Annotated in this window: 23 protein-coding genes; 6 read left to right on the top strand and 17 right to left on the bottom strand. The window is 62.0% G+C overall.

Annotated features, from left to right (window positions below; genetic code table 11):
• Nucleotides 1-2100 (bottom strand): hypothetical protein, encoded by a 2100-nt coding sequence (locus SxD43FB_RS24710; RefSeq protein ID WP_176482726.1) that lies wholly within the window; start codon nt 2098-2100, stop codon nt 1-3.
• 205 nt (nt 2101-2305) lie between these two features.
• Here SxD43FB_RS24710 and SxD43FB_RS09165 point away from each other — a divergent pair, with 205 nt between their 5' ends.
• Entirely contained in the window at nt 2306-2476 is a 171-nt protein-coding gene (locus SxD43FB_RS09165) for a (2Fe-2S)-binding protein (protein WP_037476694.1), read from the top strand.
• Between the two features lie 147 nt (nt 2477-2623).
• Entirely contained in the window at nt 2624-3103 is a 480-nt protein-coding gene (gene bfr / locus SxD43FB_RS09160) for a bacterioferritin (protein ID WP_037476693.1), read from the top strand.
• A gap of 35 nt (nt 3104-3138) precedes the next feature.
• Here the strand turns inward: bfr and SxD43FB_RS09155 are convergent, their stop codons facing one another.
• A complete protein-coding gene (locus SxD43FB_RS09155) occupies nt 3139-3546 on the bottom strand; it encodes a (deoxy)nucleoside triphosphate pyrophosphohydrolase (RefSeq protein ID WP_037478830.1) in 408 nt (135 codons plus the stop codon).
• An 80-nt stretch (nt 3547-3626) separates the two neighbouring features.
• Between SxD43FB_RS09155 and SxD43FB_RS09150 the strand changes: the two genes are divergently transcribed.
• Together SxD43FB_RS09150 and SxD43FB_RS09145 are read left to right on the top strand one after the other, a co-directional pair.
• Nucleotides 3627-3812 (top strand): Flp family type IVb pilin, encoded by a 186-nt coding sequence (locus tag SxD43FB_RS09150; RefSeq protein WP_096061908.1) that lies wholly within the window; start codon nt 3627-3629, stop codon nt 3810-3812.
• Between the two features lie 136 nt (nt 3813-3948).
• Complete coding sequence (locus tag SxD43FB_RS09145) at nt 3949-4107, top strand: Flp family type IVb pilin (RefSeq protein ID WP_096061907.1); 159 nt, start codon at nt 3949-3951, stop codon at nt 4105-4107.
• A gap of 70 nt (nt 4108-4177) precedes the next feature.
• On the opposite strand, the gene SxD43FB_RS09140 is transcribed toward SxD43FB_RS09145, so the two are convergent.
• The 5 genes from SxD43FB_RS09140 to SxD43FB_RS09120 form a co-directional block, all read right to left on the bottom strand.
• Nucleotides 4178-5653 carry a M48 family metalloprotease gene (locus SxD43FB_RS09140; RefSeq protein WP_096061967.1) on the bottom strand — a complete coding sequence of 492 codons (1476 nt, stop codon included), beginning with the start codon at nt 5651-5653 and terminating at the stop codon, nt 4178-4180.
• A 76-nt stretch (nt 5654-5729) separates the two neighbouring features.
• Nucleotides 5730-6674 carry an acetyl-CoA carboxylase carboxyltransferase subunit alpha gene (locus tag SxD43FB_RS09135; protein ID WP_096061906.1) on the bottom strand — a complete coding sequence of 315 codons (945 nt, stop codon included), beginning with the start codon at nt 6672-6674 and terminating at the stop codon, nt 5730-5732.
• Nucleotides 6675-6684: 10 nt separating this feature from the next.
• A complete protein-coding gene (locus SxD43FB_RS09130; protein ID WP_096061905.1) occupies nt 6685-7602 on the bottom strand; it encodes a tyrosine recombinase in 918 nt (305 codons plus the stop codon).
• 2 nt (nt 7603-7604) lie between these two features.
• Nucleotides 7605-9434 (bottom strand): hypothetical protein, encoded by a 1830-nt coding sequence (locus SxD43FB_RS09125; protein WP_096061904.1) that lies wholly within the window; start codon nt 9432-9434, stop codon nt 7605-7607.
• 5 nt (nt 9435-9439) lie between these two features.
• Complete coding sequence (locus SxD43FB_RS09120) at nt 9440-9628, bottom strand: hypothetical protein (RefSeq protein WP_043152902.1); 189 nt, start codon at nt 9626-9628, stop codon at nt 9440-9442.
• An 82-nt stretch (nt 9629-9710) separates the two neighbouring features.
• Here SxD43FB_RS09120 and SxD43FB_RS09115 point away from each other — a divergent pair, with 82 nt between their 5' ends.
• Nucleotides 9711-10259: a shikimate kinase gene (locus SxD43FB_RS09115; protein ID WP_096061903.1), complete on the top strand. Its 549-nt coding sequence runs from the start codon at nt 9711-9713 to the stop codon at nt 10257-10259.
• Nucleotides 10250-11356, top strand: a complete 1107-nt coding sequence (gene aroB, locus SxD43FB_RS09110) for a 3-dehydroquinate synthase (RefSeq protein WP_096061902.1) — start codon at nt 10250-10252, stop codon at nt 11354-11356. Before SxD43FB_RS09115 ends, aroB begins: the two co-directional genes overlap by 10 nt.
• 183 nt (nt 11357-11539) lie before the next feature.
• Here the strand turns inward: aroB and rpmE are convergent, their stop codons facing one another.
• The 10 genes from rpmE to pyrH all read right to left on the bottom strand — a co-directional run bounded on the left by rpmE (nt 11540) and on the right by pyrH (nt 20946).
• On the bottom strand, nt 11540-11764 hold the full coding sequence (gene rpmE / locus SxD43FB_RS09105) for a 50S ribosomal protein L31 (RefSeq protein ID WP_037476683.1): 225 nt from the start codon (nt 11762-11764) through the stop codon (nt 11540-11542).
• A gap of 145 nt (nt 11765-11909) precedes the next feature.
• Nucleotides 11910-12386: a 3-hydroxyacyl-ACP dehydratase FabZ gene (fabZ, locus tag SxD43FB_RS09100; protein WP_037476682.1), complete on the bottom strand. Its 477-nt coding sequence runs from the start codon at nt 12384-12386 to the stop codon at nt 11910-11912.
• A gap of 5 nt (nt 12387-12391) precedes the next feature.
• Nucleotides 12392-13033, bottom strand: coding sequence for an OmpH family outer membrane protein (locus SxD43FB_RS09095; RefSeq protein WP_069066295.1), 642 nt, complete (start codon nt 13031-13033; stop codon nt 12392-12394).
• Nucleotides 13033-15717: an outer membrane protein assembly factor BamA gene (gene bamA, locus SxD43FB_RS09090; protein WP_096061901.1), complete on the bottom strand. Its 2685-nt coding sequence runs from the start codon at nt 15715-15717 to the stop codon at nt 13033-13035. The genes SxD43FB_RS09095 and bamA overlap by 1 nt, the downstream gene beginning before the upstream one ends.
• A 90-nt stretch (nt 15718-15807) precedes the next feature.
• Nucleotides 15808-16941, bottom strand: a complete 1134-nt coding sequence (gene rseP / locus SxD43FB_RS09085; protein ID WP_096061900.1) for an RIP metalloprotease RseP — start codon at nt 16939-16941, stop codon at nt 15808-15810.
• Nucleotides 16935-18095: a 1-deoxy-D-xylulose-5-phosphate reductoisomerase gene (locus SxD43FB_RS09080; RefSeq protein ID WP_096061899.1), complete on the bottom strand. Its 1161-nt coding sequence runs from the start codon at nt 18093-18095 to the stop codon at nt 16935-16937. Before SxD43FB_RS09080 ends, rseP begins: the two co-directional genes overlap by 7 nt.
• Nucleotides 18095-18871, bottom strand: a complete 777-nt coding sequence (locus SxD43FB_RS09075) for a phosphatidate cytidylyltransferase (protein ID WP_096061898.1) — start codon at nt 18869-18871, stop codon at nt 18095-18097. The genes SxD43FB_RS09080 and SxD43FB_RS09075 overlap by 1 nt, the downstream gene beginning before the upstream one ends.
• Before the next feature lie 3 nt (nt 18872-18874).
• On the bottom strand, nt 18875-19615 hold the full coding sequence (locus SxD43FB_RS09070) for an isoprenyl transferase (protein WP_096061897.1): 741 nt from the start codon (nt 19613-19615) through the stop codon (nt 18875-18877).
• A gap of 43 nt (nt 19616-19658) precedes the next feature.
• Nucleotides 19659-20216 carry a ribosome recycling factor gene (frr, locus tag SxD43FB_RS09065; RefSeq protein WP_037472049.1) on the bottom strand — a complete coding sequence of 186 codons (558 nt, stop codon included), beginning with the start codon at nt 20214-20216 and terminating at the stop codon, nt 19659-19661.
• A gap of 4 nt (nt 20217-20220) precedes the next feature.
• On the bottom strand, nt 20221-20946 hold the full coding sequence (pyrH, locus tag SxD43FB_RS09060) for a UMP kinase (RefSeq protein ID WP_037472051.1): 726 nt from the start codon (nt 20944-20946) through the stop codon (nt 20221-20223).
• Nucleotides 20947-21087 lie beyond the last annotated feature (141 nt).

The raw sequence follows: 21087 nt of genomic DNA, 5'->3' as shown, positions 1-21087 counted from the left end.
TCAGCCAATGACGAAATCAGCCAGTCCGATCGCCATTGGCGCAACACTCGCCCCCAGGTCGGCAATCTCGTTCACAGTCACACTGCCATCGGCCAAGGCGGTGTAATAGAGAATAGTGTGGTTCTGGTCATCCCGAGCGGCAATGAATAGCGGACTGTCGCCCGTGCCGTTGGTAGCAAGCAGCGCTTGGACGTCGTCAGCGTCTGCCAGTATATCCGAATAGACGAACAGATCCGTTGTCATCAAATTCGTCGCGCTATCACCTTCGGTCCTTACGTCGAAGCTTATCGCGTCCAACGCAAAATTGGTGCCTTGGAACACCAGCTTATCTGTACCAGGCTGGAAGAAATCAATCACATCACCCCCTTCCCCTGGATCTGACCAGATAAATCGATCAATCCCCCCACCGCCACGCAGAACATCCTGTCCATCGCCGCCAGTAAAGTCCACGCCGTTGGTGCCGGTCAGCAACGCACCGCCAATTATGTCCCGGCCCGACCCACCGGTGACGGCAATCCGACCATCAAGGACATCGGTGAAATTGCTATCACGCAGGAAAATGCGGTTAAAGCCATCAGCAAGCAGAATATTCTCGATACCCTGTACATCAGCGAGCACATTAACCTGCTGCACCACTGGAGATTCAATCGCCAAGGTGTCGTTGCCACCATTACCGCGAACCCTGTCACCGATTAAATGCGATGCCGCAAATCTGAACAGATCGTCGCCAGCACCTCCCCTCAAGACATCAGCGCCGGCACCGCTAACCAGTTCAACTGAATATGGGGCCGTCAACGAAGAAGCGTCAATGATATCAACGCCGCTGCCCCCAATTATCTTCATTCGTCCTGTCGCAACATCAATCATATTATTATCATTTATTATCAGCAGATTGCGAAAATCTGCAAGCCTGACGATCTCGATACCTCGCACGCCAGAAAGTAGGAAGCGCCCGTCATCGCGCGCGGCAGTGGTCATATCCAACGTATCTCGCCCGTCGTTGCCGTGAATAGTGGCGAGGCTAAGTTGGGCGCTGGACGATCGAAAAAGATCATTGCCAGCACTACCCAACAAAATATCTCCACCTCCGCCGCCTAGAATTTCTACGGAGTAAGCGCTGGATACAGACGATGCGTCCACAGTCTGATCAGAAAATCCCCCAGTGATTTTGATTCTGCCGCCCGAAACGCCAATGAAGTTGGCGTTAACGATCGAAAGAGAGATGGCGTGATCGCCGAGCGCTACAACTTCGACTTCCCGCATATTCATCAGAGCATCGGCACCAAATGCTCCGTCAGAGGTAGGCGCCAAAGTGTCATGCCCCGAACCACCAACAATCGTATCACCGCTCAGATCCGCAACTGTGCCGACGAACCGATCAATGCCTGAACCACCCAATAACTGGTCTAAACCCCCGCCGCCTATCAATTCGACCCCATAGGACGCCGCCAAGCGGGAGGCATCGATTATATCGTCTCCACTTCCTCCTGTGACGAAAATGGTTGCATTTAGTACATTGAAAGCATTCGCACTGGATAGTTGCAAAATATTCGATCCATCGGCGAGAATATATTGTTCTACACCCTGAACATCGTGCAAATCGAACACACTGAATGTTCCTGCTGTGGTCAATATGATTTTATCCACACCGCCATTGCCACGCACCATATCTCCGCTAAGCTGTGGATGGGTGAAGCGAAAAATATCATTGCCAGCACTGCCTTTGAGTGCATCGAGACCATCGCCGCCGCTTATGTCCAGTTTATAAGAATTGGTCTTTATATTGGAGCCGTCGATAGTATCACTGCCCGACCCTCCAAAAATAGATATCGTACTGCCGGAAATTTCCGTGAATTGATCTTCACCGATGGCTATTTCGTTTGTACCATCTGCCAGAATGAATTCCTCTATTCCCCAAACCAGAGATAGAGAATTTTTCGGAATTAATCCTGCGGTTGTGAAACGTAAGGTGTCTACCCCACCTCTTCCAGACAGTATGTCATATTCATTCAAATCTTCTACAGCGAATAGAAATAGATCGCCTCGGCTGGAACCATAAAATGTATCGTTACTGTTCTTCTGGCCCTTGAATGTGAACATGACCATCCTCCGATTAGCACAATAAATTACCATAGCTCGGATGCGTTAGAAAGTTCGATTTGGGGACCGATCAAATTGCAGCCGAGTGGTAACCGCATTGGGGCGGCGTGCAAACCTGCCTGCCGGCATTCTGACGCCAAAATCATTTTACTATTGCGACCCATTATCATCCGCGCTATCTCTGCTCCAACAGGAGAGTGCTTCGATGGTCGTGTGCATCTGTAATGCCATTCGTGAGAAGGATCTGAAGGAAGCCGTGCGCGATGGCGCGGATACGCCGTGCAGCGCCTATGCGCGTTTTGGGCGTCGCCCCAAATGCGGCCAGTGCGTTCCCTTTGCCCGCACCATCATCGCGGCGGAGCGCGCTTCGGCCTGATGGCATTGCAAATCATCCGCACGAAACAATCGCGACCTTGACGCAATAGCGTCCCAAAAAACCTTGATTTTCCTAGGTTTTTTGACTTAACAGCATCCTGCACAGGGGTTATACGTCCGGCTTTCCCTAACAGCCGGAGTAAACGCCATGAAAGGCGACCCGAAAGTCATCGATTATCTGAACGAGGTGCTCCGCAACGAGTTGACCGCGATCAATCAATATTTCCTGCACTATCGCATGCTCAACCATTGGGGCATCGAAAAGCTCGCCAAGTTCGAATATTCCGAATCGATCGACGAGATGAAACATGCCGACAAGGTGGCGGAGCGCATCCTCTTCCTCGACGGCTTGCCCAATTTCCAGCTGCTCGGCCGCCTCAAGATCGGCGAGACGGTGGAGGAAATCCTCAAGTCGGATCTGGAGCTGGAATATGAGGCGCTGCCGGTCCTGCGCGACGCCATCGCCTATTGCGAGACGATCCGCGACTATGTCAGCCGCGACCTGTTCCAATATATCCTCGAAAGCGAGGAAGAGCATGTCGATACGCTGGAAACCCAGTTCGAGATGATCGAACGCATGGGCATTCAGAATTATATCCAGTTGCAGAGCAAGGCGAAGGAAGACTGATCTTCACGGGCACCGGGACACCGGTGCCCGTCGCTTTACAGCAGAGCTTCCAATATCCCGATCAGCGGCAGATCGGCAGGCGGCATGGGCAGCGCATACATCTGCGCGGGACGCACCCATTTGAGCGCCGTCGCGTGATGGGGATGCGGCACCCCCTCCCACTTGCGACAGACATAAAGCAATAGCAGCAGATGCCGGTCATCAAGCGGCTCGCTGGCGAAGGTTGCAGGGGCCAGGCAGCTCGCGTGGGTGCGGATGCCCAGTTCTTCTTCCAGCTCGCGGATCAACGCGGCTTCGGGTGTTTCGCCCGGCTCGACCTTCCCCCCCGGAAATTCCCACAGATCGGCCATCGCCTTTCCCGGCGGGCGTTGTTGTAGCAGAACGCGGCCATCCGCGTCGATCAGAGCGACCGCGACCACGAGCAACGGCAAAATTTTCGTCATCTTCATCCAGACAAGGGCTTTGTTAACTACGCATGCTTTACAGGCCTAAGCGGGACTGTCTGTAGCGAAGTGGGGGCCGTATGCTTGGGCTGAATAAGATCATGGGTCACCTGAGCGTGCTTCGTTGCGAGCGCGGTGCCACAGCCGTGGAATATGGCCTCATCATCGCCCTGATCGTGCTGGCCATGATTACAGCCTTGACCAGCGTAGCCGACAAGACAACCGGCATGTGGAACAACGTATCCACAGAAGTAACATCTATTTAACCATCACAGGTTGACAGTTTTTTCCAACATTAAACATTCATCAACCCATATTCACTAGAGAAAATCTCGCTGACCACGAACTTCCAAGGCGGGGCGGCCGGGTAGTTAGACATTGTTTCAAACCAGGAGACTTAAGATGCAGTTCATTCGTAAGATGCTGAAGAACGAAAAGGGTGCCACCGCGATCGAGTATGGCCTGATCGCCGCTCTCATCGCCGTCGCCGCGATCACTGCCATGACCACGCTCGGCAGCAACCTGACCAACACCTTCACCAACGTTTCCAACGAACTCTAATCGTTCGATGCGTAAAAAGGGGGCGGCGAACGCGAGTTCGCCGCCCCCTTTTCGTTGGATTGACATTGAATCAGATAACGATCTTCACCTTTTGCCCGGCGCGCAAGGATGCGTTCGCGTTCAGCGCGTTGATCGTCAAAAACCGTTCCAGCTTATAGTCGGGATAGGCCATTCGCTGGCTGAGCGACTGGACGGTGTCGCCGGATTTTACAGTCACGACATCGATGCGACGCGGCTTGATGGTCGCTGCATCCTGCGCGGATAACCGCTGCATCGACTGGACCATCGCGCTGAATGGCGCGATCCCCTGGCCCGCGGGCGTCAGCAGCAGGAAATGATAGGCTTTCCCGCCCCCGAAATCATAGGCGAATACCGTGGCATCAACCTGCTTAGACTGGCTGGTGGCGCGCACGGTCCGCCATGCCGCGGGCAGGCCGTTGACGGTGGTGCGACTGACTGTTCCGGTGGGGACATTCCCCTGCCCGCCGCCCATCTGCGCAAAGACACCGTCTATGTAGCTGGCCAGATTGCCCGAATAAGGGGCAGCGCTGAATTGGGCCTGCCCGCCGGAGCCCATGATCGACACCGCATCAGACCCATTTTCCATGCCGAAGCCGGAGGGGGCGGCAAAGCTGAGGCGCAGGTCGGGGTGGCGGAAACGACTGCCTTCGATAATGCCCTGCTTGGGATCATCGCCGTACAGGATGCCATCGAGCGCGGCGAGAAAGACATCGCGATTGCGCACCGTGGCCTTTGAGCCACTACCGCCCGCGCCGCGTGCGGCGCGGTTGACGCGCGAGGCGGGATCGGGATGGGTGCTGGCCCATTCCGGGGTCGATCGGGCACTGCCCGCCAGACGCGCGTCCAGATTGCTCTGTGCCGCCAATGAGGCCAGCATGTCGGACAAAGCGCGGGGATCATAGCCGCCCGATGCCAGGTAGCGGATGCCCAGATCGTCCGCCTCATATTCCTGGCTGCGCGAGAATTTGAGCGTCAGCAACTGGCTGCCGGTGCCGATGCCCTTCTGAATGAGGTTGCCGAAACCCGAATCGCCCAGAAACGCACCCGCCAAGGCGCCAAGCAGCGCGCCGCCGATCGCGTTGCGCTGCGCGGTCTTTTGCCGCCGCTGGCCATGTTGGGCGGCGACATGGCCGACCTCATGCCCCAACACGCCGGCCAGTTCCGCCTCGTCATTCATCAGCGCCATCAGCTGGCGCGTGACATAGACGTAGCCGCCTGGAATGGCGAAGGCGTTGTTGACCGGCGAGTTGAGCAGGGTGACGGTGAAGTCGCTTTGGGCGTTGGACAGGCCGGACTGGACCGCGATGCGCCGTCCGACGCTTTCGACATATCTCGCCTGGGGACCGCTATAGCCCCCGCCAAATTCCTTGAGCAATTCCGGGTGCTGCTTGGCCCCGCTGCTCTTGTCCTGCGCGCTGATCGAACTCACCGTGCGGATCGCCCGCTGCTGCCCGATCACGGCAGGGGCGCTGGCGGCCACGACCAGGGCGGCCGCCCAACAGCCAAACATCATCTTCCGGTTCATCACTTTATCCCATCCCATTCCCATTACCGACACGTAACGAGAAAAAGGGGTCAGCTGTTCCAAAAAAGACGGTAGTTCAGGCGCCTATGGCCAGAAATTTATCGGCCCGATCAGTGCGCAGCGCGTCGGCGTCCAGGATCGACAAGGCCTCCAGCTCCGCTTCGATCGCGGTGCCGAGGTGGGCTATGGCCTGCACAGGGTCGCGGTGCGCGCCGCCCATCGGTTCCGGCACGATCCGGTCGATGACGCCCAGCGCCTTGAGATGCTGGGCCGTGACCTGCATCGCCGTCGCCGCTTCGCTGGCCTTGGCCGCCGTGCGCCACAGGATCGAGGCGCAGCCTTCGGGCGAAATCACCGAATAGACCGCATGTTCGAACATCAGCACGCGATTGGCCGCCGCCAGCGCAATCGCGCCGCCCGATCCGCCTTCGCCGACCACCGCGGCGACCATCGGCACGCCTAGTTTGAGGCAGGCTTCGGTCGAGCGTGCGATCGCTTCAGCCTGGCCGCGCTCTTCGGCCTGCACGCCCGGAAAGGCGCCCGACGTATCGACCAGCGTGACGACGGGCAGGCCAAAACGGTCGGCAAGTTCCATCAGGCGGATCGCCTTGCGATAGCCTTCGGGCTTGGCCATGCCGAAATTATGCCGCACCCGGCTGGCGGTATCGTCGCCCTTTTCATGGCCGATGACCATCAGACGCCGATCGCCAAGCGTTGCAAAGCCGCCGACGATCGCCTGATCGTCAGAGAAAGCGCGGTCCCCCGCCAGCGGCATGAAATTGTCGAACAGACCGGCGACATAATCCTTGAAATGCGGCCGTTCGGCGTGGCGGGCGACCTGCGTCTTCTGCCACGGCGTCAGCTTGGCATAGGTGTCGCCCAGCATCTTGGCCGCGCGCTGCTCCAGCGTCGCGATTTCGCCGTCAATGTTAATGTCGCCAGCGCTCGCCGTGGCGCGCAATTCGACGATGCGCGCCTCCAGTTCGGCGATGGGCTTTTCAAATTCCAGAAAGCTAACCATGGCGCTGGCGTTAGGGCGGCGACGCGCCGTCGTCAACGCAGCGTTGCACCATCGTCGCCAAGGGATGTCGGCTGTTGACCAATTCGATCAGGCGACGGCTGTCGACATGGGTGTAGATTTGCGTGGTGCCGATATCGGCATGGCCCAGCATCGATTGGAGAGCGCGCAAATCCGCGCCGCCCTCCAGCAAATGGGTGGCGAAGGCGTGGCGCAGCACATGGGGGCTGACCCGTTCCGGCGCGATGCCCGCCGCGGCGGCCAGCGTCTTGACCAGCTGATAGAGGCGGATGCGGCTGAGATAGGATTTCCCCGACGGGAAGAGCCAGGGGCTGTCGAGCGGCACATGGGTCAGCCAGGTTGCGACGGCGGCGCGGGCACGATCGGAGATCGGCACCAGCCGCTCCCGTCCGCCCTTGCCCTTGAGGATCAGGAAGGGCCGATCCGATGCCAGCGCGCGGCGCGGCAGCGACACCAGTTCGGTCGCGCGCAGGCCCGACCCGTAGAGAAGTTCGATCAGGGCCGACAGCCGCCGGTCGTGCGGCGCAGGATGGGCCACCGCCAACCGTTCTTCGATCAAGGCGAAGAGCGAATCAACTTCGGCGGTGGACAAGATCTTGGGCAGGGATCGCCGCGTCACGGGGCGCGGAAGCGCGGCGGCGGGATTATCGAGGCGCAGCCCTTCCTCTTCGAGAAAGGCGTAGAAGGCGCGCAGGGCCGAGGATTTGCGGGCGACCGACGAGGCGGCGAGTGCCGCCCATGCCCCGGCGAGATCGCCCAGCCGCTCCTTGCTGGCCGCCACCAGCCCGCCGACGATGGTTGCCGCCCCGTTCAGGTCCGCGCGATAGGCCAGCAGCGTGTTGCGCGACGCACCACGTTCCGCCGCCATCATTTCCAGAAAGCGGTCGATCAGGGCGTCATCATCCGCCATCGTCAGGTCCGGCTGATCGCCTCCGCCGCGATCATCCGCGCTTCGGGGTCCAGCCCGACACGATGAAGCGCGGCGACGACATGATAGAGATGCGCTGGTGGCAGGCGGCGCCAGTCGCGCCCCTGCATACCGACGGCCGCGAGCAGGACGACGGTCGCCTTCTCGCCACGCTGCGCCGCTGCGCCGATCGCGCGCGCCCAGCGGCTGTTGGCAGCCAGCGTCACGCCATTATCCTGTGCCAGCGATGCGGCGTCGTCGGCCGACAGTCGCGCAAGGCCTGCCAACGCCGCGATCAGCATCTGACCCTTTTCTTGTCCTGCCTCACCGATATAGGTCGAAATGCGGCTGTCGCTGATGTCAACCACCGGGCTGGGTGCGCCAACCGCGAGCAGGCCCCAAAATTGGGCTGCCCCATCGCCGTCGATTTGGCCCAGCGCCCGCGCCCAGCGCGCAGCATTGCGATCATAGCCTGCCGTCAGCATCGAGGCGACCAGATTGGCCGCATCGCGCGCATCGGCCTGCGCCACCGGCAGCGCGGCGGCCGCCCGTGCGGTCGTGATCAGGCCGACATAGTCTGGATTGCCATTGTCACGCCACAAGCGCTGCATCGCGCCGATACGATTGCCCACCGTCGCCCCGGCATGGGCAGTGCGCAGCGCGTCGATCCGGTCCGCCATGTCGGCAGGCGTGTCGCCTTCGGTGCTCATCTGGCCATAAAAGCCGACCAGCGCCGCGCTGGAAAATACGCCAAGGCGCGCCGCGACTTCGACGCCGGGTCGCCGCCGCACCGCGCTCAGGGCAGGCGCGCGCGCTTCCCAGGCGCGGACATGCGGACCCACCGTGCCGAACAGCGCATCGGGTATCTCGACATTGAGCGCCGTCGCGAGGCCAAAGCGCCAGGCAGTCAATTGACTGACCGTGTCCCATTCGATCTTCACCGATCGGCGGGCATTGAAGCCGGTGCCGACGACCTTTTCCGCCAGCCGATAATCGATACCGCGCACCACGCCGCGTCGCTGCGCCTGGTTGAGCGCGCCGCTGGCGGTGCCCTGATCCCCCGACAAGGCAGCGCATATGGCGCGCGTCATGTCCCAGCCGGGTTCCTTGCTGACCCGCAGCGCGCCTTCCGACAGGGGGCAAAGCCCGGCCGGATCGGCGCTGCCAAGATAGGCCTGCATGGCAACGGCGTAGAGGCGCGGGGTGTAGCGATCGGGATCGACGCTTTGCACCATGGTCCGGGCGCTGTCCGCCTCCCCCATGCGCAGCAGCAGCCAGGCGCGCTCGGCCGCCCAGTCCGCGCCATCAATGTCGGCCGGCGTATCCGTCGCCGACAAAAGCGTGCGCCGCAGCAGGATCGACGCCCAGCGCGACAGGATCGGCGCATGCGTCTCCTTCATCAGCGCGGCGAGATATTTGCCCGACTGGTTGCCGAACGCATCCGGCTCCAGCCCGCGCGTCTGCGGCGTCAGTGCGCCGATACGGGCGAGCGAACGGCGCGCGCTATCCGGCAGATCATATTTCGCCTTTTCCGCCGCCAGTTCTTCGGGCGTCAGTTCTTCTTCGGCCGCCGCGTTGTCCGCTTCGGCCAGCAACGACAGATCGGGGGGCGTTGCAGGGTTGAGGGTCGGCAAAGCGGGCGCTGCGGGCGCGCCCGGTGCCGGGCGCGCGGGAGCCGGTGCAGGCGTCGGCGCTTCGGGCGCATCGCCAAAGCCCGGCGGCAAGAGCGATTCGGGTGCCTGTTGCGCGACCACAGGCAAAGCGAGGGCCAGGGCAAAGCTGCCCAGCGCCCATTTCGCTCTGCTCCCTTTAGACGTGCCCCCCTTGACCCGCATATGCCTTACTGGCCCAGCTTCTCAGCGGGGATGGCCTTTTCGACCTGCACCTGCGGCTGTTCGCCGCCGCGTGACCAGAAGAAGGCGAGCAGAAGAATGACCAGCAGGACAAGGGCGATGGGCAGGATCGGCAAGTTGGTGCCACGGCGGCGGCTGCTGCCTTCGAAACTGCTGAAATTGCGATTTTTCTTCATGTGTCCTTCTGCGGCTGAGCCGGGCGACGAGCAAAAGATGCGATTTGCCTCTGTGACGGGGGGCTGTATAGCCCCGCTCGGCATGCAGCGAAACAGCAAATTCCCCCCATCCGTCGACCGGCGCGGTCCCATCGTCCTGGTGGGGATGATGGGCGTGGGCAAATCGACGGTCGGGCGGCGGCTCGCGGCCCGGCTGGGGCTGGCGTTCGTCGATGCCGATGAGGAAATCGAAAAGGCGGCGGGCATGAGCGTGAGCGAGATTTTCGCGCGCTATGACGAAGCCTATTTTCGCGATGGCGAGCGGCGGGTGATCGCCCGGCTGATGGATGGCGCGCCCAAGGTGATCGCGACCGGCGGGGGCGCCTTCATGCAGGAGGACACCCGTGCGCTGATCCTGGAGCAGGCGACGGCGATCTGGCTGGATGCGGATATCGATGTGTTGGTGGACCGGGTTTCGCGGCGGGAGGGGCGGCCGTTGCTCAAGGATCGCGATCCGCGCACGGTGCTGACCGAACTGACCGCGGTGCGCAATCCGGTCTATGCGCTCGCCCCCATCCACGTCAAAAGCGTCGCCGCACCGCATGAAGTGACGGTCGAACGCATCATGGAGCAATTGACGGCATGGCAATAGTGCAGGTCGCGCTGGGTGCGCGCAGTTACGACATCCCGATCGAACAGGGCGCGCTCGATCGTGCGGGCGATCTCCTCAGCCCCTATGCCCGCAACGGGCGGCTGGTGGTCGTCACCGACGCGCATGTCGCGGCCGCGCAACTGCCCCGGCTGGACGCCAGCCTGCGCGCAGCGGGCATCATGGCCGAGCCGATCATCCTGCCGCCGGGCGAACAGACTAAAAGCTGGCGGCATCTGGAGCAATTGCTCGACGCGCTGCTGGCGCTGGAGATCGAGCGCGGCGACCATGTCGTGGCGCTGGGCGGCGGCGTGATCGGCGATCTGGTCGGCTTTGCCGCGTCGATCCTTAAGCGCGGCTGCCATTTCATCCAGGTGCCGACCACTTTGCTGGCGCAGGTGGATTCATCGGTGGGCGGCAAGACCGCGATCAATACGCAGGCGGGCAAGAATCTGGTCGGCAGCTTCTACCAGCCCGCTTTGGTGCTGATCGACCCGTCGACGCTCGACAGCCTGCCGTCACGCGAAACCCGCGCGGGCTATGCCGAAGTCGTCAAATACGGCCTGATCGACGATCCCGCCTTCTTCGCTTGGTGCGAGGCGCATGCCGACGATCTGCTGGCAGGTAATCCCGATGCCCGGACCTATGCGATCGAACGGAGCGTCCGCGCCAAGGCGGCGATCGTCGCCGATGACGAGCGCGAAACATCGGGTCGCCGCGCGCTGCTCAACCTTGGCCACACATTTGGCCATGCGTTGGAGGCGGATACCGGCTTTTCCGACACATTGCTCCATGGCGAAGGCGTTGCGGCGGGCATGGCGCTGGCGTTCCGCTACTCGGCCCGGCTTGGCCTGTGCCCACAGGCGGATGCCGACCGGGTGACCGGGCATCTGCGGTCGGTCGGCCTACCCTACGATCTCGCCACCGCGCATGTCACCGCCGACGGCGCAGCATTGGTGGGCCATATGTTGCATGACAAGAAGATGGCGGCGGGCACCCTGCCCTTCCTGCTGGCGCGCGGCATCGGCCAGACATTCCTGTCGAAGGATGTCGCGCTGGACGATGTGGCGGCGTTTCTGGATGCCGATCGGGCGGGGTAACGCCCTCGCGCCCGCGACTACATTTATTATCGCAAGTCATCCCCGTTCGATGCGAGCGAAGTCGAGAAGCGGCAAGCGCTGTGCGGGGGTTTCTCGACTTCGCTCGAAACGAACGGAACCTCTCTTCCAAAACCAAAAAGGGCGCCCAGTGGGCGCCCTTTTCGTTCAACCATCGAAGGCCGATTACTTCTTCAGCGTCAGACCACCGAAACGCTTGTTGAAGCGTGCCACCTGGCCACCCGTGTCCATCTGACGGTTGCCGCCGGTCCAGGCCGGGTGCGACTTGGGGTCGATGTCGAGCGCCAGCGTGTCGCCTTCCTTGCCCCAGGTCGAGCGAGTCTGGAAGGTCGTGCCGTCGGTCATCTGCACGGTGATCATGTGGTAGTCGGGGTGGGTATTGGCCTTCATGGCGTAACGCTCCGTATGTGCCGGTTCCGACCGGCTGTGGATGCTGTAAATAGCGAAGGCGCGCCGTTAGCGGGTTCGGCGCGCCTTGGCAAGGGATAACCCCCAGTCGTCATGCCAGCTTTCGCTGGGATGACGGAGGGTTGGCTCAATCCTTGGGCGGATCGGCGATCATCGCGACGAACTGCGCTTCGGCGGCCAGCTTGTCGCCGATCATCGCCTTGCCGCTGAACTTGCAGATCGCGCCGCGATTCTGGGTCACTTCGACATGCAGGTCGAGCAGGCAGCCCGGCTCCACCGGCGAACGAAACTTCGCGCCGTCGATGCTCATGAAATAGACGAGCTTGCCGGTGTCGGCGAGTTGCATCGATTCCACCGCCAACACGCCAGCCGCCTGCGCCATCGCTTCGACGATCAGGACGCCGGGCATGATCGGCCGGGTCGGGAAATGCCCCTGGAAAAAGGGTTCGTTCACCGAAACTGCCTTGATCGCGTGGATCGACTGGTTGGGCACCAGCGACACCACGCGGTCAATCAGCAGCATCGGATAGCGATGCGGCAGCGCAGCCATGACCCGACGGACATCCATCGGGCCAAGCGCGGTCGTTTCAACCTCTCCCGTCATTCTTATCAGCGCGACTTGGGAGCCTGCGCCGGGGCAGCGGCTGGCGCTGCCTGGCGACCACCGGGCTGCCAACCGGCAGGCGGGGTGATCGACACGCTAGGGACCAGCGCGTTGAGTTCGGTGATGACGGCGGGGGTGATGTCCGCGCCCGCGCCGAAGCTCTCGGTCGCGGCCTTCTTGACCACGATTTCGGACTTGGTCTTGGCAGTAGCGGCCTTGAGCGCATCGTTCAGCTTGGCGACGAGCTGTTCCTCGACATAGGCGCGTGCGATGGCGATCGGCTGGCCCATGCGCTGCAGTTCGGCCTGCGCGGTCTGCTGCGTCTGCTGATATTGCTGATACTGGGTTTCGATCGCCGGGGTCGGCTTGTTGCCCGCTGCTGTCAATGCGGCCTGGAGCGCATCGCCCTTGGTCTTGAGGTCCGCTTCGATCGCAGTGCGGCGCGTGTTGAGCGCGTCGATCTGCGGCTTGTAGGTGGTCTGCATCTGGCTGATCGCGGTCGTGTAGGCCGTGCTCTTGGCAACAGCTTCTTCCAGATCGACGACGGCCAGGCCCGACTTGGTCTGGGCGACGGCCGGCATGGCGGTCAGGGCGATGGCGGTCATGGGCGCAAGAGCGAGCGCCGCGGCTTTGAACATGGTCTTCATCAGAATTGAGTCCCTACGTTGAAGGTAATGAGCTTGTTATCGTCGCCAGGTTCTTTGAGCAGCGCCCTGGCAATGTCGATGCGGAACGGGCCGAAGGGCGAATTCCAGTTGACGCCAAAGCCCACCGACAGGCGCGGCTTGAGCGTGTCGCCGAGATAGACTTCTTCGAAGGCACCACCTGCATAACTGGCCACGAACCCGGTCGGCGCCGCGTCGCAGTTGCCGATGGAAGGTGCCCTGACCTGTGTCGTCGAACCGGTATTGCCCGTTGCGGGCGCTACGGTGCAATAGCCAGCAAATGTGCCATCGCCATTCACCAGGGTCGGATTCTTCAACCCAGCGACGGCACCGACGTCCATGAAGATCGACGGACGAAGGCCCATTTCGCGTGCGCCGGAGCCAAGCGGAATTTCGACTTCCGCGCGAGCGAGATAGTAGATCTTGCCGCCCAGCGCGTCGTCGGACACGTTATTGTTGCTATTGTCGCGAACATAGCTGGTCGACCCATCGTCATTGGTCTGAGCCTGCAGATAGTAACGCTTCACACGTGGCCCAACGCCGCGAATGTCGAAGCCACGGAACTGCGGTTCACCCAGGAAGAAGCGATCGACCAGGCGGACCTTTTCGACCAATTCGCCGGTCGCATCGCGGCGTTCGCCTTCCAAGCTGTGGATATAGCCGCCTTCGGCCGAGACCGAGAAGATGAAGCCGCTGCCCAGCGGGAAGAATTTGGAGCCGTTGATCCGGGTCTTGATATATTTGACGTTACCGCCAAGCCCGGCAGAATCCTGGCTCAGCACGACATTATGGCCGCGCGTCGGGCGGATGCGGTTGTCGCGCGTATCGTAGATCAGCGAATAGCCGAGCGACGAGGTGGTGCGCTTGCCGATCGCATCGCACAGATAACGACCCGCGATGAGAGGATCGCACTCCCGCGTGCCGTCGCCGTCCGTGTCCGAATAATAAGTATCTTCGTCCAGCGTCGTGTCATCGAAGTTTAGCTGATAACGTAGCGCCAGCGACATATATTCAGTGATCGGCACACCCGCGCGCAACTGGATACCCGTCGACGTATTCTCATAGGTCGTGTCGCGCGTGTTGCTGGTCAGATAGCGGAAGCTGTTGAGATCGCGGCGATAGATGTCGCCGCCCAGCGCGATATTCTTGTCCATGAAATAGGGTTCGGTGAAACCCAGTTCGATCGACTTGGAATAGGCCGAATAGTTGACCGAGGTGCGCAGTTCCTGGCCCTTGCCGCGGAAGTTGCGCTGCGTGATCGAAGCCGACACGATGAAGCGTTCAAGCGACGAGAAGCCCGCCGACAGCGACAATTCGCCGGTCGATTTTTCCTGCACATTGGTTTCCAGGACGATGCGGTCGGGCGCGGAACCCGGCTTCTGCTCGACATCGAGCTTTTCCTGGAAATAGCCGAGCGAATTGATCCGGTCCTTCGACCGCTTGACCAGGAAGCTGTTGAACGCGTCCCCTTCGGCCAGACGGAATTCGCGACGGACGACTTTGTCCTGCGTCAGCGTATTGCCGTTGATGTCGACGCGCTCGACATAGACGCGCGGGGCGTTGGCGATGCGGAAATTAATCCCCATCGTCAGCGTGTCCTTGTCGCGGTTGAAGTCCGGCGACACTTCGGCAAAGGCATAGCCGAACAGGCCGGCAGTCTCGCTCAGCGTGTCGACCGTATCCTCGACCTGCTTGGCATTATACCAATCGCCCTTCTTCATCGGCAGACGCTTGGTCAGGCCATCGCCCGACAGGTCGCGAATGTCCGATTCGACCTTCACATCGCCGAATTTGTAGCGCTCGCCCTCTTCCACCACATAGGTGATGATGAAGTCCTGCTTGTCCGGCGTCAGTTCGGCGACCGCCGAAATCACGCGGAAGTCGGCATAGCCTTCGGTCAGATAATATTGGCGCAGCTTCTGCTGGTCATAGGCCAAGCGATCGGGATCATAGCTGGTGCCCGACGAGAAGAGGCGGAACCAGCGTGACTGCTTGGTCACCATCTGGCTGCGCAGCGCGCCGTCCTTGAACTTCTCATTGCCGATGATGTTGATCTGGCGGACCTTGGACTTGGGGCCTTCGCTGATCTCATAGACGATATCGACGCGGTTCTGGTCCAACTGCACCAGTTTCGGCTCGATCGTCGCGGCGAAGCGGCCCTGGCGGCGATAGAGTTCGACAATGCGGGCGACGTCGGCGCGTACCTTGGAGCGGGTATAGATTTGGCGCGGGGCAAGCTTGATTTCCGGCCGGATCTTGTCGTCCTTCAGCCGCTTATTGCCTTCCAGCACGATGCGGTTGATGACCGGATTTTCCTTCACCTCGACGGTCAGGGCGCCATTGTCGTTGCGGATCTGGACGTCGGCGAACAATTCCGTCTCATACAGGTCGCGCAAGCCCTGATCGAGGCTTTCCTGGCTGTAGGGCTGGCCGATGCGCAGCTTGGTGTAGGACAGGACGGTGCCGGATTCGAGCCGCTGCGTGCCGGTGACGGTGATGCTGCTGATCGTGCCCTGTGCTGCGGGCAGCGACGCGGGCGCAACCACGGGCGCGGGCGCGGGCGCGGCAGCATCCTGTGCCATGGCCGGGAGCGCAGACAGACCTGCGATCATCGTCGTCGCCAACAGGGCGACCACGACCGGGCGCTGCCTCTTGCTGCTGTTCATCGCTGTCACCCGCATCACCTCAAAAACTCGAAAAATTTTGTTTCCGCCGCAACAGACGTCGCCAAACCGGGCTTCCCTGCCCGATGCGCGTCAACCGATCAAGCCGGACAGGCTCTTCCACAGCCCGAAAGACGACAAATCGTTGAAAGTCACCAGCACCATCACCGTCATCAGCAGCGCCAAGCCCGATCGATAGGCCCATTCCTGCACCTGCGGGCTGACCGGCCGACGCTGCAGCGCCTCAATCCCGTAAAACAGCAGATGCCCGCCATCCAGCATCGGGATTGGCAATAAGTTGATGAACCCCAAGTTAATCGAGATGAGCGCCATGAAGGTGAGGAAGCCGAACAGCCCCATCATCGCGGCCTGGCCGGAGACATCGGCGATCTTGAGCGGTCCGCCCAATTCCTTGACCGATCGGCGTCCGGTGATGATCTGGCCGAGGCCGTCCATGGCGGACACGAACATCTGGCCCGTCCGCAATGTACCGACCACCGGGATCTCCCACAGCGCGATGTCGCGGAATTCGACCTTGTCGGACATCACGCCCAACTGGCCGAGGCGGAAGATATTGCCGAACCGGTCCTTTTCGATCCGCTCACCGGCCGCGATCGTCATGGCGGTGCGCTGACCATCGCGTTCGATGACATAGGGCAGGACTTCACCCGGACGCAGCGACACGATCGGCGCGATGTCGGTGAAGCTGTCGATCTGACGCCCCATGATCGACACGATGCGGTCGCCGGGGCGCAAGCCTGCCTTTTCAGCGGCCGATGCAGGCGCAACCTGCTGCACGACAGGTGGGCTGACCGGATCGCCCTTCCAATAGGCAAGGCCGCCCAGCAGCAGGATCGCAAACAGGAAATTGACCGCAGGCCCCGCCGCGACGATCGCTGCGCGTTGCCAAACCGGCTTGGCGGGAAAGCTCTCGGCCCGATCCTGCGCCGACATTTGCAGCCAGGCGGGATCGGCCTGACTGGCCGCGTTCATGTCGCCCTTGAAGCGGACGTAGCCACCCAAGGGGAGCGCCGCGAGCCGCCAGCGCGTGCCGCGCTTGTCTACCCAGGCCAGCAGTTCGGGGCCGAAGCCGATGGAAAAGGCCTCCGCCTTCACGCCGCACCAGCGCCCGACGATATAATGGCCGAACTCATGCACAAAAACGAGCGGCCCTATGACCGCGACGAAAGCGAGAACGGTCAGCAGGAAACCGGGATTTTCTAACAAGCCGTCAATCTTTCCATCACTTGGCCCGCCATGACGCGCGCCGCAGCATCCGCCGACAGCACATCCGCAATGGCATGGGGCGCAGGCGCGCTATAGCGGGTCAACACTTCCTCCACAATCATGGCGATATCAAGGAAGCGGACGCGTCCGGCGAGAAAAGCCGCGACGGCGACTTCGTTGGCGGCGTTCAGAATAGCCGGAACGGCACCGCCCGCCTCGGCCGCCTGCCGCGCGAGGCGCAGTGCGGGGAAGCGTTCCGGGTCAGGCGCTTCGAAATCAAGCCGACCGATCCGCGCCAGATCGAGCGGTTGGCACGGCGTAGCGATCCGCCGGGGCCAGGCCAAGGCGTGGGCGATCGGGATCCGCATGTCGGGCGACCCTAGTTGCGCCAAGGTCGATCGGTCGCGATATTCGACCATCGAATGGATGACCGATTGGGGATGGACCAATATCTCGATCCGATCGAGCCCGACCGGGAAGAGATAGGCCGCTTCGATAAATTCCAGCCCCTTGTTCATCATCGTCGCGCTATCGACGCTGATCTTCGCGCCCATCGACCAATTGGGGTGCGCGACCGCCTGCTGCGGTGTGATGTCCGCCATCTCGGCGCGGCTGCGGGTGCGGAACGGGCCGCCGCTCGCGGTCAGGATGATCCTTGCGACATCGTCCAGAGTGCCACCCGCAAGACACTGGAATATCGCATTATGTTCGCTGTCCACCGGGAGCAATGTCGCGCCGGAGGCGCGCGCCGCCTCCATCATCAGCCCGCCCGCCGACACCAGCGATTCCTTGTTGGCGAGCGCCACCGTGCCGCCCGCCTTGAGCGCGGCCATGGTAGGCCGCAGCCCGGCGCAGCCGACGATCGACGCCATGGTCCAGTCAGCCCCGGACCCGGCGACATCGACCAGCGCCTCTTCGCCTGAAGCCGCCTCGACACCCGACCCGGCGAGTGCAACCTTGAGCGCGTCATAGCGCGCCGGGTCGCCGATGACGGCGATCTGCGCGCCGGTTGCCTTGGCCGCTTGCGCCAGCCCCTCGACATCGCTGTTCGCGGTCAGCGCGACGACCTGATAGGCATCCGGTTCGCGTTGGATGAGGTCGAGCGTGGACATGCCCACCGAGCCGGTCGCGCCAAAGATCGACACCGTCCGCATCACGCCTGTCCCACCATCAGATAGAGCAGCGCGGCGAGCGGCGCGGCGGCCACTACGCCGTCCAGCCGGTCCATCACCCCGCCATGGCCGGGCAGCAGCATCCCGCTATCCTTGACGCCTGCGCGCCGCTTCATCGCGCTTTCGAACAGATCGCCCAATTGCGCCGCCACCGCCAGCAGGCCGCTCGCCGCCGCCAACTGGATCGGCAGGCCAGCGAAACGATGCAACAAAAAGCCAGTGATCAAGGCCGCAAGGACACCCCCGGCCAGCCCGGCCCAGGTCTTGGACGGGCTGATGCGCGGCGCGAGCTTGGGACCGCCGATCGAACGCCCCGCGAAATAGGCACCAATGTCGGTCGCCCAAACCAGCGCCAGCGCCCAGAAGGCGAGCAACAGGCCATAAAGATTGGGTTCCTGCCCGCGCAGGAACAGCAAGGCCATCACCGGCACGCAGACATAGAATATGCCACACGCCAGCCTGTATCCGCGCGTCGCGGCCATCACGAAGAGGAAGGCCGCGATCATCAGGCCGACCGCAAACCCATCCACGCCAGCCGCCAGCGGGCACAGGATCGCCAGCGGCACCGACACAGCGAACATAGACAGCTTTCGCTGTTCGGCGGTTGCGCCATTCAGGTCCGCCCATTCGCCCTGCATCAATACGCCAGCGACCGCGAGCAGCAGCCAGAAGAGCAATCCGCCCGACAGCAAGGCACCGACCGCCATCGCGATCAAGGCGACACTGACGATGGCGCGGGTCTTCAATTCGCTGGCCATCGCCTACAACCCGCCGAAACGGCGGTCCCTTAGACGGAAGGCATCAAGCGCGCGTGCCAGTTCCGCCGCGTCGAAATCGGGCCAGAGCATGTCGGTAAAATAGAGTTCGGCATAGGCGGCCTGCCACAACATGAAGTTGCTGAGCCGTTGTTCGCCCGATGTGCGGATCAACAGGTCGAGCGGTGGCAGATCGGCGGTGTCGAGCGCCGCGCCGATCGTCTCCACGCCAATCTCGTCCGCGCGTATCTCGCCGCAGGCGACACGCTGCGCCAGTTGCTGGGCTGCGCGCACCATCTCGTCCTGCGCGCCATAGTTGAGCGCGATGGCGATGACCGGGCCGCTATTAGCGGCGGTACGCGCAACGGCGGCCTCGATCAGATCGACCAGCGACGGATCGAGAACGCGATAATTGCCGATCACCCGCAGCCGGACGCCATTGGCGTGAAATTCGTCCAGATCCGCCTGGATGAAATGGCGCAGCAGGCCCATCAGGTCGGCCACTTCGCTGGGTGGGCGCTTCCAGTTCTCGGACGAGAAAGCGTAGAGCGTGAGGCATTCCAACCCCATGTCGCGGGCCGCCCGCGCGACCCGGCGCACCGCTTCCACCCCGGCACGATGGCCGGCGATGCGCGGCAGCAGGCGCTTCTTGGCCCAGCGGCCATTGCCATCCATGATGATGGCGACATGGCGCGCGCCATGAGCAGGCGCGGTGCTGGTCAGGTCGGGTTTGGCTTGCGTGGCCATCAGATCAGGATGCGGGCAATGGCCACGAAAGGAAAGCCCCGGCTTACTGGCCGAGGATTTCCTTTTCCTTCGACGTCGCAGCGGCGTCGATGTCGGCGATGATGCTGTCGGTCAGCTTCTGAACTTCGGTTTCCAGGCGCTTGCGCTCGTCCTCGCTAATTTCGCCTTTCTTTTCATCGGCTTTCAGGCTGTCCATGCCGTCACGACGCACATTGCGTACAGCGATGCGTGCACCCTCGGCATATTTGCTGGCGAGCTTGGCCAGTTCCTTGCGCCGGTCTTCGGTCAGATCAGGGATCGGCAGGCGCAGCGTCTGACCATCGGTGATGGGGTTGAGGCCAAGGCCCGCCGATCGGATCGCCTTGTCGACCGGGCCGACATTGGTCTTGTCCCACACCTGGACCGACAACATGCGCGGCTCAGGGGCGGACACGGTCGCGACCTGATTCAACGGCATGGATGCGCCATAGACGGTGACGGTCACCGGATCGAGCAGCATCACATTGGCGCGGCCGGTACGCAGGCCGGACAGATCGCCGCGCAGCGATTCGACGGCACCGGCCATGCGGCGTTCCAGATCGGATTTGTCATATTGGGCCATGATGTCAGCGCTCCTGATTATGCACGATCGTCGCGACGCCCTGCCCCGCCAACACTGTCGCCAGGTTGCCGGTTTCGCGGATGTTGAACACGACGATGGGAATATTATTTTCGCGGCAAAGGGCAATGGCGCTTGCGTCCATAACCTTTAGGTTATCGGTCAGCACTTGGTCGAAGCTGATCTCGTCATAGCGGGTCGCGTCGGCCACCTTTTTGGGGTCGGCATTATAGACGCCATCGACGCTGGTGCCCTTGAAGATCGCGTCGCAATTCATTTCGGCGGCCCGCAGGGCGGCGGTCGTGTCGGTGGTGAAGAAGGGGTTGCCGGTGCCCGCCGCGAAGATGACGATCCGGCCCTTTTCCATATGCCGCACCGCCTTGCGCCGGATATAGGGTTCGCACACCGACGCCATCGGGATCGCCGACTGGACGCGGGTGTCGTAGCCAAGCTTTTCCAGCGCATTCTGCACCGCCAGCGCGTTCATGACCGTGGCCAGCATGCCCATATAATCGGCGCTGGTCCGGTCAAACCCCTTGGCCGCGCCAGCAAGCCCTCGGAAGATGTTGCCGCCACCGACCACCACGCACAGTTCGAATCCAGCGTCGCGGGCCGCCGCGATCTCGCCTGCGACACGATTGACCGTCTCCGGTTCGATACCGAACTGGCCCTGCCCCATCAGGACTTCACCGGATAATTTCAACAGGATGCGCTTGTAGGCAGGCCGGGTCATAGGCGGTGGGGAGTCCATGTTGCTAGCGGGAAGGCCAGCGATCATTAGTCAGCCCAGCGCCCAATGCCAAGGGGCGTTTGTCGTCAAATATCGCGCCGCATCGCCGGATGGCGTTTGCCGTCCCGCAATTGCCGTCATCCA

It is taken from the genome of Sphingobium sp. D43FB (assembly GCF_002312805.1).
Classification (GTDB): Bacteria; Pseudomonadota; Alphaproteobacteria; order Sphingomonadales; family Sphingomonadaceae; genus Sphingobium.
The sequence above is the reverse complement of the archived record's forward strand: the minus strand, read 5'-3'. Positions and strand labels throughout refer to the sequence as shown.

Coding starts and splice junctions, on each gene's coding strand:
- SxD43FB_RS24710 (WP_176482726.1), bottom strand. CDS start 2,100: ATGTTCACATTCAAGGGCCAGAAGAACAGTAACGATACATTTTATGGT.
- SxD43FB_RS09165 (WP_037476694.1), top strand. CDS start 2,306: ATGGTCGTGTGCATCTGTAATGCCATTCGTGAGAAGGATCTGAAGGAA.
- bfr (WP_037476693.1), top strand. CDS start 2,624: ATGAAAGGCGACCCGAAAGTCATCGATTATCTGAACGAGGTGCTCCGC.
- SxD43FB_RS09155 (WP_037478830.1), bottom strand. CDS start 3,546: ATGACGAAAATTTTGCCGTTGCTCGTGGTCGCGGTCGCTCTGATCGAC.
- SxD43FB_RS09150 (WP_096061908.1), top strand. CDS start 3,627: ATGCTTGGGCTGAATAAGATCATGGGTCACCTGAGCGTGCTTCGTTGC.
- SxD43FB_RS09145 (WP_096061907.1), top strand. CDS start 3,949: ATGCAGTTCATTCGTAAGATGCTGAAGAACGAAAAGGGTGCCACCGCG.
- SxD43FB_RS09140 (WP_096061967.1), bottom strand. CDS start 5,653: ATGAACCGGAAGATGATGTTTGGCTGTTGGGCGGCCGCCCTGGTCGTG.
- SxD43FB_RS09135 (WP_096061906.1), bottom strand. CDS start 6,674: ATGGTTAGCTTTCTGGAATTTGAAAAGCCCATCGCCGAACTGGAGGCG.
- SxD43FB_RS09130 (WP_096061905.1), bottom strand. CDS start 7,602: ATGGCGGATGATGACGCCCTGATCGACCGCTTTCTGGAAATGATGGCG.
- SxD43FB_RS09125 (WP_096061904.1), bottom strand. CDS start 9,434: ATGCGGGTCAAGGGGGGCACGTCTAAAGGGAGCAGAGCGAAATGGGCG.
- SxD43FB_RS09120 (WP_043152902.1), bottom strand. CDS start 9,628: ATGAAGAAAAATCGCAATTTCAGCAGTTTCGAAGGCAGCAGCCGCCGC.
- SxD43FB_RS09115 (WP_096061903.1), top strand. CDS start 9,711: ATGCAGCGAAACAGCAAATTCCCCCCATCCGTCGACCGGCGCGGTCCC.
- aroB (WP_096061902.1), top strand. CDS start 10,250: ATGGCAATAGTGCAGGTCGCGCTGGGTGCGCGCAGTTACGACATCCCG.
- rpmE (WP_037476683.1), bottom strand. CDS start 11,764: ATGAAGGCCAATACCCACCCCGACTACCACATGATCACCGTGCAGATG.
- fabZ (WP_037476682.1), bottom strand. CDS start 12,386: ATGACGGGAGAGGTTGAAACGACCGCGCTTGGCCCGATGGATGTCCGT.
- SxD43FB_RS09095 (WP_069066295.1), bottom strand. CDS start 13,033: ATGAAGACCATGTTCAAAGCCGCGGCGCTCGCTCTTGCGCCCATGACC.
- bamA (WP_096061901.1), bottom strand. CDS start 15,717: ATGAACAGCAGCAAGAGGCAGCGCCCGGTCGTGGTCGCCCTGTTGGCG.
- SxD43FB_RS09080 (WP_096061899.1), bottom strand. CDS start 18,095: ATGCGGACGGTGTCGATCTTTGGCGCGACCGGCTCGGTGGGCATGTCC.
- SxD43FB_RS09075 (WP_096061898.1), bottom strand. CDS start 18,871: ATGGCCAGCGAATTGAAGACCCGCGCCATCGTCAGTGTCGCCTTGATC.
- SxD43FB_RS09070 (WP_096061897.1), bottom strand. CDS start 19,615: ATGGCCACGCAAGCCAAACCCGACCTGACCAGCACCGCGCCTGCTCAT.
- frr (WP_037472049.1), bottom strand. CDS start 20,216: ATGGCCCAATATGACAAATCCGATCTGGAACGCCGCATGGCCGGTGCC.
- pyrH (WP_037472051.1), bottom strand. CDS start 20,946: ATGACCCGGCCTGCCTACAAGCGCATCCTGTTGAAATTATCCGGTGAA.